The organism is Brevundimonas sp. R86498 (assembly GCF_044598075.1).
In the GTDB taxonomy this organism is placed as follows: Bacteria; Pseudomonadota; Alphaproteobacteria; order Caulobacterales; family Caulobacteraceae; genus Brevundimonas.
In genome coordinates this window covers 2,040,427-2,057,306 of record NZ_CP139004.1, presented here as the reverse complement: position 1 = coordinate 2,057,306, position 16,880 = coordinate 2,040,427, and the positions used below count along the sequence as shown (strand labels likewise).

The following is a 16,880-nucleotide window of genomic DNA, read 5'->3' as shown; positions in this document are numbered from 1 at the left end:
TCCGGCGGGTCTTGTCTCACGCGGCGGCTATCCGGCTGGCAGGGACGGGCCCACAACCAGAAGAAGCATGTATCCGAGCCACAGGAGCCAAAGGAGCCCCTTGATCCACGACCAGAGCCCCCGATCGCGACCGGGCTTCCGGGCCGGGACCATCCTGCCGTTCCTGTAGTCGACCGGAAAGCGGATGCCATTCATGGCAAAGGCACGGTTTGTGAAGTCTCGATACGCCTCGCCCAGCTTGGCTGGAAGGACACGCTCGCCACTCTCGAGGGTCATTGTGTGGACACCGACCTTACGCGACTGCCACGCGAAGCGGGTGTCCAGCCGTGCCCCTCCAGGCCCCTTGATGCCGCTCTTCCACGGACTGATCTGCATCCGGACGGGGAAGTTCAGGACCTTGCGGGCAACCACGCGGCGCGGCAGCCCCAGTTGCAACGGCTCGCGCCGTCGATCCGGGCCCAGGACTGGCAGGTGCGGGCCCACCACCTCGTCGCGGGAGTAGAACACCTCTCCTCGACCGAACTCGCTCGCGGCGAACGGCCTCTCGACATCGTAGCGCTCGACCAGCGTCAAGCTATTGTTCGGCACATCATCGACAATCTGCACCGCAGCCGTTTCGCGAAGCGGCGAGCGCAAATCCCCCTCGAGGCCTTCGCGTAGCAGACGCGAGATGTTCTGCGGCCCCTCATTGGCGATCCAGCGTCTCATGCCATCGGCCCGCCATGCACGATAGGTGCTGCTCAGGATCAACTGCGCCGGCATGGTGCGACGGCGGGAGAAGGTCCAAACCTCCTCAGTTTCGCAGACGGTCGCCATCGGCGCCGGCTCCATCCGTTCGAGGGTGGCCGACCCGGTCATCGGCAGGGCCCAGTGAAAGTCCGCCCTCGTCAAATGGTCGAGGTCTCCGGCCTGCCGCGGAAGGGTCGCATCCAGCCAGACTGTGCGACCCGCCACGCGGGCGCGCACGATGCAATGGTCAAAGGCCAGCACATTGGGCGGGGCCTCGGCCAGATCATCGCCGTGCGCCGTATTGACCAGCGCGCAATCGGCGTTGATTCCCAGAGCGCGCAGAACGCCGACGAGCAAGACCGACCCATCCTTGCAATCGCCGTATCGCGTGCGCCATATTTCGTCGATCGGGCGCGGACGATATCCCCCCTCCGCCACACTGACCGAATGATAGCGCAAGGCGTCCTGAACCAGCCTCAGGCCCTCGACCAGCTTCTCTCCAGGCTTCATCCTGGATGAGGCGATCGCCGCGACCGTATCGGCGAGGTCACCGGGCAGTTGTGACGTCGGCTGATAGTGGGCGCGGAAGACGTCGGCCACCTCGGCCCACGTCATCCTGTCTGCCACCTGAACCGCGGCATAGCCCACGAACGACGGCGGCGAACCCTGCTCGGTCCGATACGGAGCCTGACCGATCACACGCCAGTCCAGACATCTGATCCCATCGGCGCCGGTCTCGACAGGATCACTGGCCGCCCCCCACTTGCGTATCCTCACCGGCCTGCTGGATGCAAGCCTGACGGTGCAGCGGGTTTCGACCACGGGGTCCGACCACTGCAGAATGAACGAACAGGCGAAACGCCCTTCAAGCGCCGGGTTGGCACCAATGACGGAGTAGGCCGTCTCCACGATGTCGCCCTCGCGCAGGTCGGGAATGACCATGTGAGCGGTTATTCGACCGTCATAGACCGCACGTTCGAGGTTCAACTCCCGCTGGATGACTTGAAAGGCAGACAGTTTCCCCGCTTCACGCACCTCGCCCCCGCGATGGACACGGATCGTGTGGATGACGATACGCTCGTACCTCGGATTGAATGTTGTATCGAAACGGGGCTGCGGTCTGAAGGCCGTCGCTCCCTGTGACCTGGGTGACTGCTCTGTGGGTGAACACGGGATCGGCCCCGGACACGTCGTAGAGGGTCTGACTTAGCCAGTGACACAGCCCCCGGGCACTCAGTGCTCGAGGATCCCAACTTCCATACTGGACGGGAGACATGTCAAAGGCAGCCGGCGGCGGCCCGGTCTCAAGATACGGACGCGTGGGTGCCTTTCCCTCGAAAGCCAAAATGCACCCCTGATGGCGCCGGGACTCCGGCAAATGTGCCGATGAACAGGCCAGACCGCAGCGCGCGTCGCGTGAAGCCTGCTGAAGGCCTGACCGTTGATCCTGAGTAGGACTCCGGATCCCGGCACGACAAGGCCACGCGCCCCGCGGTTGAATCGAGAACGAAAAAGGCCCCGCTGGATCACTCCAGCGGGGCCTTTGCCATTCAGTCTTGCGACTGGGTTTTCTACTCGACGATCTTGGCCACGACGCCGGCGCCGACGGTGCGGCCGCCTTCACGGATGGCGAAGCGCAGCTTCTCTTCCATGGCGATCGGGGTGATCAGCTCGACGTTCAGCTCGGCGTTGTCGCCGGGCATGATCATCTCGACACCTTCCTTGAGGTGCACGATGCCGGTCACGTCCGTGGTGCGGAAGTAGAACTGCGGGCGGTAGTTGGTGAAGAACGGGGTGTGACGGCCGCCCTCTTCCTTGGTCAGGATATAGGCCTCGGCCAGGAACTTCGTGTGCGGGGTGATGGAGCCCGGCTTGCACAGGACCTGACCGCGCTCGACGTCCTCACGCTTGGTGCCGCGCAGCAGCACGCCGACGTTGTCGCCCGCCTGGCCCTGGTCCAGCAGCTTGCGGAACATTTCCACGCCCGTGCAGGTCGTCTTCTGGACCGGACGGATGCCGACGATCTCGACTTCCTCACCGACCTTGACGATGCCGCGCTCGACGCGACCGGTCACCACGGTGCCGCGGCCCGAGATCGAGAACACGTCTTCCACCGGCATCAGGAACGGCAGGTCGACCGGACGCTCCGGCTGCGGGATGTAGGCGTCGACGGTTTCCATCAGCTTCAGAACCATCTGCTCGCCGATTTCCGGGTTCACGCCGTCGGTCGCGGCCTTGGCCGAACCCATGGTGATCGGAATGTCGTCGCCCGGGAACTGGTAGGACGAAAGCAGCTCGCGCACTTCCATCTCGACGAGCTCCAGCAGCTCCTTGTCGTCGACCAGGTCGACCTTGTTCATGAACACGACCAGGGCCGGCACGCCGACCTGACGGGCCAGCAGGATGTGCTCGCGGGTCTGCGGCATCGGGCCGTCGGCGGCCGACACCACCAGGATCGCGCCGTCCATCTGGGCGGCACCGGTGATCATGTTCTTCACATAGTCGGCGTGGCCCGGGCAGTCGACGTGGGCATAGTGACGGTTGGCCGTCTCATATTCCACGTGCGCCGTGTTGATCGTGATGCCGCGCGCCTTTTCTTCCGGAGCCGCGTCGATGTCCGCATAGGCCATCGCCTTGGCCCCGCCGGCCTTGGCCAGCGTCATGGTGATCGCCGCCGTCAGCGTCGTCTTGCCATGGTCCACGTGACCGATCGTGCCGATGTTGCAGTGCGGCTTGTTACGTTCGAACTTTTCCTTGGCCATTCTCTTCTCTCCGTCCCCTGAACAGGGGGCATCCTTGATTTTCAGGGGTCCGGGCGGACCGGGGTCCGCCCGGGATGGGTTGGGGTTTAGGCAGAGTACTTCTTGATCACTTCGTCGGCGACGTGTTGCGGCACCGGCTCATAGTGGTCGTACTGCATGGTGAACGCGGCGCGGCCCTGCGACATGCCACGCAGCGTGTTCACATAGCCGAACATGTTGGCCAGCGGGACGAAGGCGTTCACGACGGTGGCGTTGCCGCGCATGTCTTGACCCTGGATCATGCCGCGACGGCCGTTCAGGTCGCCGATGACCGAACCGAGGTAGTCCTCGGGGGTCACGACCTCGACCGCCATGATCGGCTCGAGCAGCTTCGGAGCGCCCTTTTCCTTCAGTTCGCGGAAGGCGGCACGGGCCGCGATTTCGAACGCCAGCACGCTGGAGTTGACGTCGTGGAACTTGCCGTCCGTCAGGGTGGCCTTGAAGTCGATCAGCGGGAAGCCGGCCAGCAGACCCGAATCCTTGATGGAGTTCAGACCCTTTTCGACGCCCGGGATGTATTCCTTGGGCACCGCGCCGCCGACGATCGAGTTCTCGAACACGAAGCCCGAACCCGGCTCGCCGGGCTCGAAGGTGATCATGACGCGGGCGAACTGACCCGTACCGCCGGTCTGCTTCTTGTGCGTGTAATCGATGTCGACCTTGCGGCCGAGCGATTCACGATAGGCGACCTGCGGCGCACCGATGGTGGCCTCGACCTTGTAGGTCCGCTTCAGGATGTCGATCTTGATGTCGAGGTGAAGCTCGCCCATCCCCTTGAGGATGGTCTGGCCCAACTCGTGGTCGGTCGAGACGGTGAACGAGGGATCTTCCGAGGCCAGCTTGGCCAGGGCGACGCCCAGCTTCTCCTGGTCGGCCTTGGTCTTGGGCTCGACCGAGATCTCGATCACGGGCGCGGGGAATTCCATCTTCTCGAGGATGACGGGCGACTTCAGCGGATCGCACAGGGTGTCCCCGGTGCGGGTGTCCTTCAGGCCGGCCAGGGCGACGATGTCGCCGGCATAGGCTTCCTTGACGTCCTCACGGTTGTTCGAGTGCATCTGCAGCATCCGGCCGACCCGCTCACGCTTGTCGCGCGACGAGTTCAGCAGGTTCTGGCCGGTTTCCATCTTGCCCGAATACAGGCGGCAGAAGGTCAGCGAGCCCACGAACGGGTCGTCCATGATCTTGAACGCCAGGATCGACAGGGGCTCGTCGTCCGAGGCCTTGCGGACGATCGGCTCCTCGGTCTTGAAATCGATGCCCGGGGTCGGGGGGATGTCCAGCGGCGACGGCAGGTAGTCGACGACGGCGTCCAGCAGCGTCTGCACGCCCTTGTTCTTGAAGGCCGAGCCGCACAGGATCGGATAGAAGGCCCCGGTCAGCACCGCCTTGCGGATGCACTTCTTGAGCACTTCCGTCGAGGGCTCGGTGCCGTCCAGATAGGCCTGCATGGCCTCGTCGTCGAGCTCGACGGCGTTGTCGATCAGGTACTGGCGGGCCTCGACGGCCTTGTCCATCAGGTCGGCCGGGATCTCGCCCACGGTGAAGTTGGCACCCAGGGCGTCATTGTCCCAGACGACCGACTTCATGGCGACGATGTCGACCAAACCGGACAGGGTGTTTTCCGAACCGATCGGGAACTGGATCGGCACAGCCTTGGCACCGAGGCGATCGCGGATCGACTGCACCGAGGCGTCGAAGTCGGCACCGATCTTGTCCATCTTGTTGACGAACACGATGCGCGGAACCTTGTACTTGTCGGCCTGGCGCCAGACGGTTTCGGTCTGCGGCTCCACGCCGGCGTTGCCGTCCAGCACGGCGACCGCGCCGTCCAGCACGCGCAGCGAGCGCTCGACCTCGATGGTGAAGTCCACGTGGCCGGGGGTGTCGATGATGTTCAGGCGCTTGCCCTGCCAGAAGGCCGTGGTCGCAGCCGAGGTGATCGTGATCCCCCGCTCCTGCTCCTGGTCCATCCAGTCCATGGTCGCGGCGCCGTCGTGGACTTCGCCGATCTTATGGTTCTTGCCGGTGTAATACAGGATCCGCTCGGTCGTCGTCGTCTTGCCCGCGTCGATGTGGGCCATGATGCCGAAGTTGCGGTAGTCCTCGAGCTTGTGAGTGCGGGCCATGAAAACGTGCCTTGAAGTAGGTTCAGGACGCGGTGGGCGCCCTCGGGGGAGATCGTCGATGTTTCGGATAAGCGAGCGCGGGCGATTTAACTGAAACCGCCCGCGCCGGATAGACCTAGATAGTGTCGCGGTGCGCCGCTTTGAAGGCGGTTACCAGCGGTAGTGGCTGAAGGCGCGGTTGGCTTCGGCCATCTTGTGGGTGTCTTCGCGCTTCTTGACCGCAGTACCGCGGTTGTTCGAGGCGTCCAGCAGCTCGGCGGCCAGCTTTTCCGTCATGGTGTTCTCGCCGCGCTTGCGGGCGGCGTTGACCAGCCAGCGGATGGCCAGGGCACGACGGCGGTCGGGGCGAACCTCGACCGGGACCTGATAGGTGGCACCGCCGACGCGACGCGACCGGACCTCGACCGACGGCTGGACGTTTTCCAGGGCGGTGTGGAAGGTCTGGACGGGCTCGAAGTCTTTCTTCTTGTCGGCCAGGATTTCGAACGCGCCGTAGACGATGTTCTCGGCGACGGCCTTTTTGCCCTCGTACATGACGTAGTTCATGAACTTGGTGACGGTCAGATCCTTGTATTTGGGATCCGGCAGGACTTCGCGTTTCTGGGCGCGGTGACGACGTGACATGCGGTTGGCCTTCTAAATCAGTGTCGGAAAGCCGGGCAAGGCCGGCTGAATCTGGTGAGGGTTCGCTTACTTCGGACGCTTGGTGCCGTAGTGCGAACGGCGCTGCTTGCGGTCCTTGACGCCCTGGGTGTCGAGAACGCCGCGCAGGATGTGGTAGCGCACGCCGGGAAGGTCCTTCACGCGGCCGCCGCGGATCAGGACCACCGAGTGCTCCTGCAGATTGTGGCCCTCGCCGGGGATGTAGCACACGGCTTCGTAGCCGGACTTGGCCAGACGGACCTTGGCGACCTTACGAAGCGCCGAGTTCGGCTTCTTGGGGGTCGTCGTATACACGCGGGTGCAGACGCCGCGGCGCTGGGGCGAGCCTTCCAGGGCCGGCACCTTGTTGCGCACGGGCTTGGGCTTGCGGGGCTTGCGGATCAGCTGGTTGATCGTAGGCATAGTTCGAACAGTCTCGACTTCTGATGGAGGCGTGTGCCTGTCGGCCGGAGCGCCTCGGTTTCCTTCTTTTGAACAGGCCGTCTGGCCTGCCCGGGGTCGTTCGAGACCGGATGCGCCACGACCAAACGAAAAAACCGGAACGCGCGCTTCGGGCGTTCCGGCGGGCACAGCCCGTCCGTTCAATTGTGACGATCTGGGTCGGCCGGAGAAGATGGCCTGCCTCGAAAGTCCGGCGCGTTTACGCTTGAGGGGCCGTCAGGTCAAGACCGGGGTCCCTGCCCTACTCCCCCACCGGCTTTGTGAGATCGAACTCCACCCGCAGGAACCGTCCGGACGGCCGACGCAGTTCATAGGCGAACATCCGACCCGGGTGGACCTCGACGGCCCAGACATTGGTCGTGGAGACCTCGGCGCCGCCAGCCATGAACTGAGCGATGGACTCCTGGTCCACGGGAAATTCCTGGCGCGAGGCCGTGCCCGGACCGGCGGTGTCACCCCCGTACATGTGGTAGCCATGGATGACGCCCTCGGGATCGCGGTGATCATGCTTCAGGCGAAGACCCGCTTCGGTCCGCGTCACGATCCAGCGGCGCGAGCGATCCTCACCGACAGCGAACGGAATGCCGACCTCCTTGGGCGAACAGTCGCGCACATGCATCAGCAGCCGGTTGTTGGCGAAGTCTGCGTCTGCCGCGTCGGTGGTGACCACCCGCCCCTCGAACCTCTGGCCGCACAGGGCATTCAGCCGGGCCAGGAAGGCGTCAGGGGCCGGGGCCGGCGCCGGCACGGTCGCGCAGGCGGACAGGGTCAGGACGGCGACGGTGGCGAGAAGGGCTTTCATGCCATGAGCCTGGCGCGCTAATGACCCGGGCTCAAGACGTGAAGTCGCCCGTTGACTTCGCAGGCGCGCTGAGTATGTTCCGCGCCTCTCATTTTCACGGCTCTACCGCCGTCGCAAAGGTAATTTCCGATGGCAAAGCCCGCCTCAATCAAGATCCGCCTGAACTCCACGGCCGACACCGGCTTCTTCTACGTCACCAAGAAGAACGCCCGGACCATGACCGAGAAGATGGTCGTCAAGAAGTACGACCCGGTCGTGCGCAAGCACGTCGAGTTCAAGGAAGGCAAGATCAAGTAAGGCGACTCACCCCGCCGACGCTTCCAGCGCCCGGTCAGCGATGACCGGGCGTTTTGCTGTGGGGATCAGGCCGCGCGGGCGATGACACGGTCGCGGCCGGTCGCCTTGGCTTCATAAACCCCCTCGTCGGCCCGTTTCATCAGGGCGTCCGGCGTATCGCCGCTGCCCAAGGTCGCCGCCACCCCGACGGAGATGGTCACGGTCAACTGTTCGCGGCCGCCCATGACCCGGAACGGGGTCGAGCCCACATCCCGGCGAATCCGCTCGGCGATCCGCTGGGCGTCCTCCAGACTGGCACCGGGCATGACCACGACAAACTCCTCGCCCCCGAACCGGCAGGGCAGATCGACAGCGCGGACATTGGTCGCCAGCCGCACGGCGAACTCGCGCAGCACCTCGTCGCCAGCATCATGGCCGAAGCCATCGTTGACCTTCTTGAAGTGATCGATATCGAGGACCAGCACAGCCACGGACTCGCCCCCCTGCGTCGCCCGGCTGACGAAAGTCTTCAGCTGACCGGTCATATAGCGACGGTTGTGCAGCCCGGTCAGGGCGTCGGTGACAGCCATCTCAAGGCTGTAGTCCAGCTTCTCCTTCAGGAAGTCGCTGTAGCGCTTGCGCCGGATCTGGGTGCGGGCCCGGGCGGACAATTCTTCGGAGTCCACCGGGCGGACCAGAATGTCGTTGCTGCCCAGCTCCAGCGCCTTGACCAGTTTCGGACGGTCGGACGGGTCCACCATCGCGAGAATCGGCAGGTGGCGGGTCGGTTCGGCCGACCGCACCTGGGCGATCAGCCGCAGGCCGTCAAAGGTGCTGGCGGCGACATTGATGATCATCAGGTCGATGGACCCGCGCGAGGCCACAAGGCCCGCAGCGGCGTCCGTCTCGATCACGGGGCGATGTTCGCGCGCCAGCTCTTCGGAGATGCGTTCGGCCTGACGCGGATTGTCGTCGACGATCAGCACGCGCCCGCCCGAGCCGCGAAGCCGCCGCGAGCCCTCGGTCGTGACCCCCAGCCGCCGGCCGCTCTCCTCGCGCTCGCGCAGTTCGTCCATCACCAGCTTCAGCCGGGTCAGGGACCGGACCCGCGCGAACAGCACCAGATCGTCCAGCGGCTTGGTGACGAAGTCGTCGGCCCCCGCTTCCAGCCCCTTGATGCGGTCCTCGCGGCCGTCCAGCGCCGTGACCAGCACGACCGGAATATGATTGCAGCGGGGATCGGCCTTCAACCGCCGGCAGGTCTCGAACCCGTCCATGCCCGGCATCATCACATCCAGCAGGATGATGTCGGGCTGCTCTGCCGCCGCCAGCAACAGGGCCGTGGCCCCGTCCTGACAGGTCAGGACGTCATAGTACTCCAGCGTCAGCTTGGCCTCAAGCAGGCGGACGTTGGCCTCGACGTCGTCGACCACAAGAATACGCGCGGTCATCTACGGTTACCCCACCGATACAGTCTGGCCCAGGTGCGTGCGGACGGTCTCAAGGAAATGCATCACCGAGATCGGCTTGGAGATATAGGCCTCGCATCCGCCCTGCCGGATCCGCTCCTCATCGCCCTTCATCGCAAACGCGGTGACGGCGATGATCGGGATATGGGCCAGTTCCTCGTCGTCCTTCAGCCATTTGGTGACTTCCAGACCGCTGATCTCGGGCAGCTGGATGTCCATCAGGATCAGATCGGGCATATGCTGACGCGCCAGGGCCATCGCCTGCAGGCCCTCGCGGGTCTGCAGCGTTTCATAGCCCTGGGAATCGAGCAGATCATGAAAAAGCTTCATGTTCAGCTCGTTATCCTCGACGATGAGGACTTTCTTGGAGTTCATCACCCGGTCTGCGGCCTCGTCTGACGCGCTCATGGCGCTGGAGGCTCTTCGCCTTCCTGTTTTGGGATAATGCCGGTCCAGTCTTAAGTTGGCGTGAAGTCGGAAAGGCGAGCCCCGGCCGTGAAAGCCATCTGCCGAGAGTGTCTGTGGACGGGGGCCGAGGCCGTGGGACGCTGCCCCGCCTGCGGCTCGCCCCGGGTGGTCTGCGATCCGGAGCTGGACCAGCTTTCGATCGCCCACCTGGACTGCGACGCCTTCTACGCCTCGGTCGAGAAGCGCGACCGGCCGGAGCTGCGAGACCGGCCGGTCATCATCGGCGGCGGCGTGCGTGGCGTGGTCTCGACCGCCTGCTACATCGCGCGCCAGTCCGGCGTCGGCTCGGCCATGCCGATGTTCAAGGCGCTGAAGGCCTGTCCCGACGCCGTCGTGATCAAGCCGGACTTCTCGAAATACGTCCCCGAATCGAAGCGCATCTTCGCCATGGTTGGCGAGCTGACCCCGCTCGTTCAGACCCTGTCGCTGGACGAGGCCTGGATCGATCTGTCGGGCACGGAGCGGCTGAACGGCGGCCCGCCGGCGCTGCAGCTGATCCGCCTGCAGAAGCGGATCGAGACGGAAACCGGGCTGTCCGTGTCCATCGGCCTCGCGCCCAACCGGTTCCTGGCCAAGATCGCATCGGAGCTCGACAAGCCCCGGGGCTTTTCGGTCATCGGGGCCGCCAATGCCCGGGCCCTGCTGGCCCAGAAATCCGTGCGCATCCTGCCCGGTGTCGGGCCGGTGTTCGGCAAGACCCTGATCAGTGACGGCTTTGCCACGGTCGGCGACCTCGCCGCCGCCGATGTGCGCGATCTGGTCAAACGCTATGGCGAGACCGGCCTGCGCCTGCACGACCTCGCCCACGCGCGCGATAGTCGGCGGGTCAATCCGGAACATGACCGACGCGGCATGAGCGCCGAGACCACCTTCAACACCGACCTGACCGCCGCCGGGGATCTGGAGGCCGAACTCTGGCCCCTGTGCGAAAAGGTTGCCTCCAAGGCCCGGCGCGACGGCGTGGCCAGCCGGGTGATCGTGCTGAAGCTGCGACGGACCGACTTCCGGATCATCACCCGCCGCAAGACCCTCCCGGAGCCGGTGCAGACGGCCCGGGCCCTGTTCGCCGTGGGCCGCGAGTTGCTGGGGCCCGAGTTGGGCCGTCCCTATCGTCTGATCGGGATCGGTCTGGCGGACATCCAGGACGCGGAGGACGCGCCGGCCAGCCTGTTCGGCACCGGCGAAGCCCGCGCCCTGAAGACCGAAACGACCATCGACGCCCTGCGGGCAAGGTTCGGGGCCTCGGCGGTGGTGGCCGGGCGGGCGTTGAAGCGGCCTTAAGCCCTTGTCGTCCAGACTGGTCGCATGTCCGAACTGATCGACAAGATGCGCCGCCGGGGCGGCCGATGGCTGGACGTCCGACCCGCGCCGGTCCGACCCGAACGCGGCATCTTCAGCCTGTCGTTCGACGACATTCCGGTCACCGCCTGGACCGAGGCCGGACCGGTCCTCGCCGAACACGGCATCCGCGCCACCTACTATGTGTGTGGCGGACTTGAGAGCGGCACCAACCTCGGCCTGCCCCAGTTCACGACCGACCATCTGCAGGCCCTGTTCGCCGCTGGCCACGAGGTCGGCTGCCATACCTTCGGCCACACCAGCGCCCTGAGAAGTCTCGCCGTCAGACTACGCCGCCGATCTCGACCGCAACGCCGCCTGGGTGGCCGAGCGGCTGGACGGGCACCGCATGACCACCTTCGCCTGGCCCTATGGCGACGTCACCGTGGCGGCCAAGGCTGTCGTCGCCGACCGTTTTGACCTGGGCCGCGGCGTGCGCGACGGGGTCAATGCCGGCTCAGCCGACCGCGGCAATGTCCAGGCGATCGGCCTCGAAAGCCGACGCCTGCCCGGCTATGAGCTGGAAGGCCTGATGGCGGACGCGGCGGCCCGCCGGGGCTGGCTCGTCGCCTATGGCCACGATGTCATGGACGCCCCGACGCCCTACGGCTGCACCGCCGCTGATCTGGACCGCGTGATCCGGCTGGCGAAGGCCGCGAACCTGGAGATCCTGCCCGTCGGTCAGGCTTGGGCGCGCATGCACTGATCCTTCTCCCCGGCTTGCGGGAGTAGGGAGCTTCAGCCGCGCCCGGTCAGCGCCTTGCGCGTCGGCAAGCTCTGGCTCGCCCACAGCGTCTGCTCGCAACGGCTCGCAGCCACCGCGCCATTCGCGAAGCCGCGAACAGGGAGGAGACGCGACCTTCGACACCGGCTAAACCGCGCCAACATCCACCCGGAGTCCGACATGTCCATCGCCGCTCGCCTGACCGAACTTGGCATCACCCTGCCCCAGCCCGCAGCGGCCGTGGCCAACTATGTTCCCTTCGTCCGGACCGGCAACCTGCTCCACATCTCGGGCCAGCTGTCGAACGACGCCTCGGGCGGGATCAAGGGCACGGTCGGCGAGGACGTGAGCCCGGAACAGGCCAATGCCGGCGCCCGCCTGTGTGGCATCAACCTGCTGGCCCAGATCAACGCCGCGCTCGATGGCGACCTCGACCGGGTCGTGCGCATCGTCAAGCTGGGCGGTTTCGTCCAGGCCGGCCCGGGCTTCACCGCCATTCCCGCCGTGATCAACGGCTGTTCGGACCTGATGGTCGAGGTGTTCGGCGACGCCGGCCGTCACGCCCGCTCGGCCGTCGGCGTCTACCAGCTCCCCCTCGGCTTCGCCGTCGAGGTCGATGCGATCGTCGAGGTGCGGTGAATCGCCATCCGTCCCCTTCTCCCCTTGCGGGAGAAGGTGGCCGAGCGCAGCGAGGTCGGATGAGGGGTGACTCCCGATCTTGCCGATGAGCGCGAGGTAAAAGATCGCATGTGTATCCTCGTACCCCTCATCCGTCGGCCTTCGGCCGCCACCTTCTCCCGCAAGGGGAGAAGGGTCTCTTGAGTTTCGAGCTTCAGGTCCACGACTCGATCGCCGCCATCGGCCGTGAGGCCTGGGACGCCTGCGCCGCCCCGACCGGCGATCCCTTCGTCAGCTACGACTTCCTGCACGCCTGCGAGGCCTCGGGCAGCGCAGTCCCGTCGCAGGGCTGGGGCCCGCGGCACCTGAGCCTCAGGGGCCCGGACGACGCCGTCCTGGGCTGCATGCCCCTCTATCTGAAGGGCCATAGCCAGGGCGAATACGTCTTCGACCACAGCTGGGCCGACGCCTACCAGCGCGCCGGCGGCCGCTACTATCCCAAGCTGTTGGGGGCCGTCCCCTTCACCCCCGCCACCGGCCCGCGCTTCCTGCATGCTCCGGACACCAGCGAAGGCGTCGTCCGCGCCGGCCTAATCCAGGGGGCCGTGGCCCTGACCGAGCGGCTCGGCGTGTCGTCGCTGCACGTCAACTTCCCGACCCGGCCCGAATGGTTCGCCATGGGCGAGGCCGGCATGCTGCGCCGCCAGGACATGCAGTTCATCTGGCGCAACAACGGCTACCAGACCTTCGACGACTTTCTGGCGGCGCTCTCCTCGAACCGGCGCAAGACCATCCGCCGCGAACGCCGCGAGGCGCAGGCCGGCCTCGACATCCGCGTTCTCTCCGGGCCCGGCATCACCGAGGCCCACTGGGACGCCTTCTTCGAGTTCTATCAGGACACCGGCGAGCGCAAATGGGGCCGCCCCTATCTGACCCGCCCCTTCTTCTCGATGATCGGCCAGACCATGGCCGACCGGATCGCCCTCGTCATGGCCTTTCGAGACGACACCCCGATCGCCGGAGCCCTGAACTTCATCGGCCGCGACGCCCTGTACGGCCGCCAGTGGGGCGCGCTGGAGGAGGTCCCCTTCCTCCATTTCGAGCTCTGCTACTACCAGGCCATCGAGTTCGCGATCGCCCACGGCCTGTCCCGCGTCGAGGCCGGTGCCCAGGGCGAGCACAAGATCGCCCGCGGCTACCTCCCCTCCCCCGTCCACTCCGCCCACTGGATCGCCGATCCGGCCCTGCGCGCGCCGGTGGAGGCCTATCTGGAGCAGGAGCGGCCGGGCGTGGAGGCGGAGATCGCGGCGATGACGGAAGAGCTGTCGCCGTATCGGCAGTGAGGCGAAGCCAACCACCTCAGCTTACCGAGTCAGCCAGACTTCCGAGATTCGGGCGTCGCACTTGTCGATCCGGAGAGATAGCTGGCCACCGCCGCGCGTAACCGTCAAAGTGCCATCCGCAAGATGGCCTTCAGGCGGCCGGTGTCGAAATACCACCCACATTCGCCTTCGTCGACGGCGACAACATCCGGGTAGCCAGCCTTGTCTGCCTGTGGAAAGAAATCGTCTTCAACCGCCAGAAATATGGCTGTAGCCGTTTCAGGAGAGGTGACCAGAGGCGTCTCCGGCCTCATGCCGACGGTTCGGCATTCCGGCGAATGCGCCAGTGCCGGAAAACTAATCGAAATCAGCCCTGACGCGGCGGCGGTCAGCCACAACAATCGACTGCGGTGTATCATCACCCTCGCTCCGCCGCCGCCGCGAACAGCCGCGCGATCTCCCCGTCCACCGCCGCCGCATCGTCCAGCTCGACCACCGCGCTCAGCCGCTCGGACCAGCTTTCCTTCCTCACCGCCGCCGACAGCCGCGCCGACACCTCAGGCTCCAGCTTCAGCCCCAGCAGGGCCCGCCCGCCCTTCAGCGGCCGGATGGCGGCGAACTGAACGGGGCGGCTAAAGGCCGTGTAGCCCTTCCGCTGCCCCGACATCACGCCCTCGACACCGGCGGCTACAGCCTCGACCGCCTCCAGGATCGCCAGCGATCCGGCGTCCTTCCACAGGGTGGCGCGCAGCGCGGCGGGTTCGTCCCAGCCAGGGCTGCCCTCCGCGCGGACCGCGTCGAGGATCTGCGCCGCGTGGTTCTGGCCGAGGCAGTATCCGGATTTCAGCCAGACGGCCTGCGCCCGGTGCGCCGTCTCGGGGCAGGTCTTCATGATCTCGACCCAGGCCTCCAGCGGCCTGCCGGTCTGTTTCTCGAAATTGGCCCGCACCGTGGCGAACCACTTCTGCTGACGCTCCGTGAGCACCGCTCCGTCGGTTTTCATCCCACCCTCCAGACCGAACCCCGCAGGGGTTCATCACAACGATCACAGCGAAACACGACGAACACAACGGGCACAGCTTGATGATAGGTCACGGTCCCGTCGTGCCCGTTGTGGTCCCTTTCGCCGTGTCCGCCGTGAAGAACCGCTTACCCGGCCAGCGGCCCGCCCTTCGCCGTACGGTCGGAACAGGTTAGGTTCCCGAATCCCATGCCCATCCGCCGCCTCCCGCCCGAGACCGTCAACCGCATCGCCGCCGGCGAGGTGGTCGAACGCCCCGCCAGCGCCATCAAGGAGTTGGTCGAGAATGCGCTGGACGCCGGGGCCACCCGGATCGAGGTCCAGGCCGACGGCGGCGGCCTGTCGCGCATCCTGATCGCCGACGACGGCTACGGCATGGCCCCGGACCAGCTGGCCCTCGCTGTCGAACGCCACGCCACCTCCAAGCTGGAACCCGACGACGCGGGCGACGTCGACCTGCTGCGCATCTCGACCCTGGGCTTCCGGGGGGAGGCCCTGCCCTCCATCGGCTCGGTCGCCCGCCTGACCATCACCAGCCGGAGCGCTAACGGCGACGCGCACCAGATCACGGTCGAGGGCGGCGACACCCGCCCGGTCGCCCCCGCCGGCTTCCCCGGCCCCCACGGGGCCCGGGTCGAGGTCCGTGACCTGTTCTACGCCACCCCCGCCCGGCTCAAGTTCATGAAGTCGGAACGGTCCGAGGCCATGGCCATCTCGGAGGAGATCAAACGCCAGGCCATGGCCCACGAAGCCGTCGCCTTCACCCTCGACCTTGATGGCCGCACCACATTGCGCCTGCCGGCCGAACACCCCGGCGACAAGGGCCGCCTCAAACGCCTCGCCGCCCTGCTGGGTCGGGATTTCGAGGCCAACGCCCTGCTGATCGACCAGTCGCGCGAGGGCATCCGCCTGTCCGGCTATGCCGGCCTGCCGACCTATTCGCGCGGCAATGCCGGGCACCAGTATCTGTTCGTCAATGGCCGGCCGGTCCGCGACCGGCTGCTGCAGGGTGCCCTGCGCGGGGCCTATGCCGACTTCCTCGCCCGCGACCGGCATCCGGCCGCCGTCCTGTTCCTCGAGATCGATCCCCTGTTCGTCGACGTCAACGTCCACCCCGCCAAGGCCGAGGTCCGGTTCCGCGATCCGGCTCTGGTGCGCGGCCTGATCGTCGGGGCCCTGCGCCACGCCCTGCACGCTGCCGGCCACCGCGCCTCGACCACCGTCGCCGACAACGTCCTCGCCGGCTTCACCGCCCACACCGGCGCCGCCTTCAGCCCGACCTCACCCTCCGCCCAGGGCTTCAGCGGCTGGACCGGCTGGGACCGCCCCGCCGCCGCGGCGCAGGACATCCCCGGCCTGTCCGAACGCTCCGCCCGCTTCGAACCCCACTGGGACGCCGGCACCAGCGACCCCGCCACCAGCCACGGGCCACCCGCCACCCTCCGCGACCCCATCGACCAGCCCCTCGGTGCCGCCCGGGCCCAGCTGCACGGCACCTATATCGTCGCCCAGACCCGCGACGGCCTCGTCGTCGTCGACCAGCACGCCGCCCACGAACGCCTCGTCTATGAGCGGATGAAGGTCCAGATGGCCCAGGGGGCCGTCACCCGTCAGGCCCTGCTGACCCCCGAGGTGGTCGAGCTGGACCCCGCCGAGGCCGACCGGGTCCTGGCCCGCGCCGATGAACTGGCCGAGCTGGGCCTGATCGTCGAACCCTTTGGCGGCGGGGCCGTGCTGGTGCGCGAGACCCCGGCCCTGCTGGGCGACACCGACGTCCAGGGCCTGATCCGCGACATCGCCGACGACCTGGCCGAGCACGGCGCGGCCCTTGCCCTGTCCGAGCGGCTGGGCGAGGTCTGCGGCACCATGGCCTGCCACGGCTCCGTCCGCGCCGGCCGCGTCCTGTCCGCCCCCGAGATGAACGCCCTGTTGCGCCAGATGGAGGCCACCCCCCACTCCGGCCAGTGCAACCACGGCCGCCCCACCTATGTGGAGCTCAAGCTCCACGATCTGGAGAAGCTGTTCGGCCGGCGGTGATGACGCCACTGGAAACCGGGACCTCGCCCTGGAGGTCTACGG

The 16,880-nt window shown here is 66.6% G+C and carries 17 protein-coding genes; 7 read left to right on the top strand and 10 right to left on the bottom strand.

What is annotated here, in order from left to right:
* Positions 1-27: 27 nt before the first annotated feature.
* From SJY26_RS09990 to SJY26_RS09965, 6 genes are all read right to left on the bottom strand, one after another.
* Positions 28-1,905 (bottom strand): DUF3857 domain-containing transglutaminase family protein, encoded by a 1,878-nt coding sequence (locus SJY26_RS09990; protein WP_396595737.1) that lies wholly within the window; start codon positions 1,903-1,905, stop codon positions 28-30.
* Between the two features lie 395 nt (positions 1,906-2,300).
* Positions 2,301-3,491 (bottom strand): elongation factor Tu, encoded by a 1,191-nt coding sequence (gene tuf, locus SJY26_RS09985; RefSeq protein WP_396592903.1) that lies wholly within the window; start codon positions 3,489-3,491, stop codon positions 2,301-2,303.
* Positions 3,492-3,577: 86 nt separating this feature from the next.
* Entirely contained in the window at positions 3,578-5,659 is a 2,082-nt protein-coding gene (gene fusA / locus SJY26_RS09980; RefSeq protein WP_396592902.1) for an elongation factor G, read from the bottom strand.
* Between the two features lie 150 nt (positions 5,660-5,809).
* Complete coding sequence (gene rpsG / locus SJY26_RS09975) at positions 5,810-6,283, bottom strand: 30S ribosomal protein S7 (protein WP_056615544.1); 474 nt, start codon at positions 6,281-6,283, stop codon at positions 5,810-5,812.
* A gap of 66 nt (positions 6,284-6,349) precedes the next feature.
* Positions 6,350-6,724 (bottom strand): 30S ribosomal protein S12, encoded by a 375-nt coding sequence (rpsL, locus tag SJY26_RS09970; protein ID WP_013269204.1) that lies wholly within the window; start codon positions 6,722-6,724, stop codon positions 6,350-6,352.
* A 280-nt stretch (positions 6,725-7,004) separates the two neighbouring features.
* Positions 7,005-7,565 (bottom strand): hypothetical protein, encoded by a 561-nt coding sequence (locus tag SJY26_RS09965; RefSeq protein ID WP_396592901.1) that lies wholly within the window; start codon positions 7,563-7,565, stop codon positions 7,005-7,007.
* A 129-nt stretch (positions 7,566-7,694) separates the two neighbouring features.
* On the opposite strand from SJY26_RS09965, the gene rpmG reads away from it, so the two are divergent.
* Positions 7,695-7,862: a 50S ribosomal protein L33 gene (rpmG, locus tag SJY26_RS09960; protein WP_003164451.1), complete on the top strand. Its 168-nt coding sequence runs from the start codon at positions 7,695-7,697 to the stop codon at positions 7,860-7,862.
* A gap of 65 nt (positions 7,863-7,927) precedes the next feature.
* Here rpmG and SJY26_RS09955 read toward each other — a convergent pair whose 3' ends face one another.
* Positions 7,928-9,292 carry a PleD family two-component system response regulator gene (locus tag SJY26_RS09955; protein WP_396592900.1) on the bottom strand — a complete coding sequence of 455 codons (1,365 nt, stop codon included), beginning with the start codon at positions 9,290-9,292 and terminating at the stop codon, positions 7,928-7,930.
* Between the two features lie 6 nt (positions 9,293-9,298).
* On the bottom strand, positions 9,299-9,685 hold the full coding sequence (locus SJY26_RS09950) for a response regulator (RefSeq protein ID WP_396595736.1): 387 nt from the start codon (positions 9,683-9,685) through the stop codon (positions 9,299-9,301).
* A gap of 120 nt (positions 9,686-9,805) precedes the next feature.
* Between SJY26_RS09950 and SJY26_RS09945 the strand changes: the two genes are divergently transcribed.
* From SJY26_RS09945 to SJY26_RS09925, 5 genes are all read left to right on the top strand, one after another.
* Complete coding sequence (locus tag SJY26_RS09945; RefSeq protein WP_396592899.1) at positions 9,806-11,059, top strand: DNA polymerase IV; 1,254 nt, start codon at positions 9,806-9,808, stop codon at positions 11,057-11,059.
* Positions 11,060-11,083: 24 nt separating this feature from the next.
* Positions 11,084-11,536 (top strand): polysaccharide deacetylase family protein, encoded by a 453-nt coding sequence (locus SJY26_RS09940; protein WP_396592898.1) that lies wholly within the window; start codon positions 11,084-11,086, stop codon positions 11,534-11,536.
* The gene (locus SJY26_RS09935; protein ID WP_396592897.1) at positions 11,466-11,822 is read left to right on the top strand and encodes a hypothetical protein; all 357 of its coding nucleotides are present in this window, start codon (positions 11,466-11,468) and stop codon (positions 11,820-11,822) included. Before SJY26_RS09940 ends, SJY26_RS09935 begins: the two co-directional genes overlap by 71 nt.
* A 198-nt stretch (positions 11,823-12,020) precedes the next feature.
* The gene (locus SJY26_RS09930; RefSeq protein WP_396592896.1) at positions 12,021-12,479 is read left to right on the top strand and encodes a RidA family protein; all 459 of its coding nucleotides are present in this window, start codon (positions 12,021-12,023) and stop codon (positions 12,477-12,479) included.
* Between the two features lie 179 nt (positions 12,480-12,658).
* The gene (locus SJY26_RS09925) at positions 12,659-13,801 is read left to right on the top strand and encodes a GNAT family N-acetyltransferase (protein ID WP_396592895.1); all 1,143 of its coding nucleotides are present in this window, start codon (positions 12,659-12,661) and stop codon (positions 13,799-13,801) included.
* A gap of 104 nt (positions 13,802-13,905) precedes the next feature.
* On the opposite strand, the gene SJY26_RS09920 is transcribed toward SJY26_RS09925, so the two are convergent.
* Entirely contained in the window at positions 13,906-14,199 is a 294-nt protein-coding gene (locus SJY26_RS09920) for a hypothetical protein (protein ID WP_396592894.1), read from the bottom strand.
* Positions 14,199-14,783, bottom strand: a complete 585-nt coding sequence (locus SJY26_RS09915) for a DUF4287 domain-containing protein (RefSeq protein ID WP_396592893.1) — start codon at positions 14,781-14,783, stop codon at positions 14,199-14,201. Before SJY26_RS09915 ends, SJY26_RS09920 begins: the two co-directional genes overlap by 1 nt.
* A gap of 207 nt (positions 14,784-14,990) precedes the next feature.
* On the opposite strand from SJY26_RS09915, the gene mutL reads away from it, so the two are divergent.
* Entirely contained in the window at positions 14,991-16,838 is a 1,848-nt protein-coding gene (gene mutL, locus SJY26_RS09910; RefSeq protein ID WP_396592892.1) for a DNA mismatch repair endonuclease MutL, read from the top strand.
* Positions 16,839-16,880 lie beyond the last annotated feature (42 nt).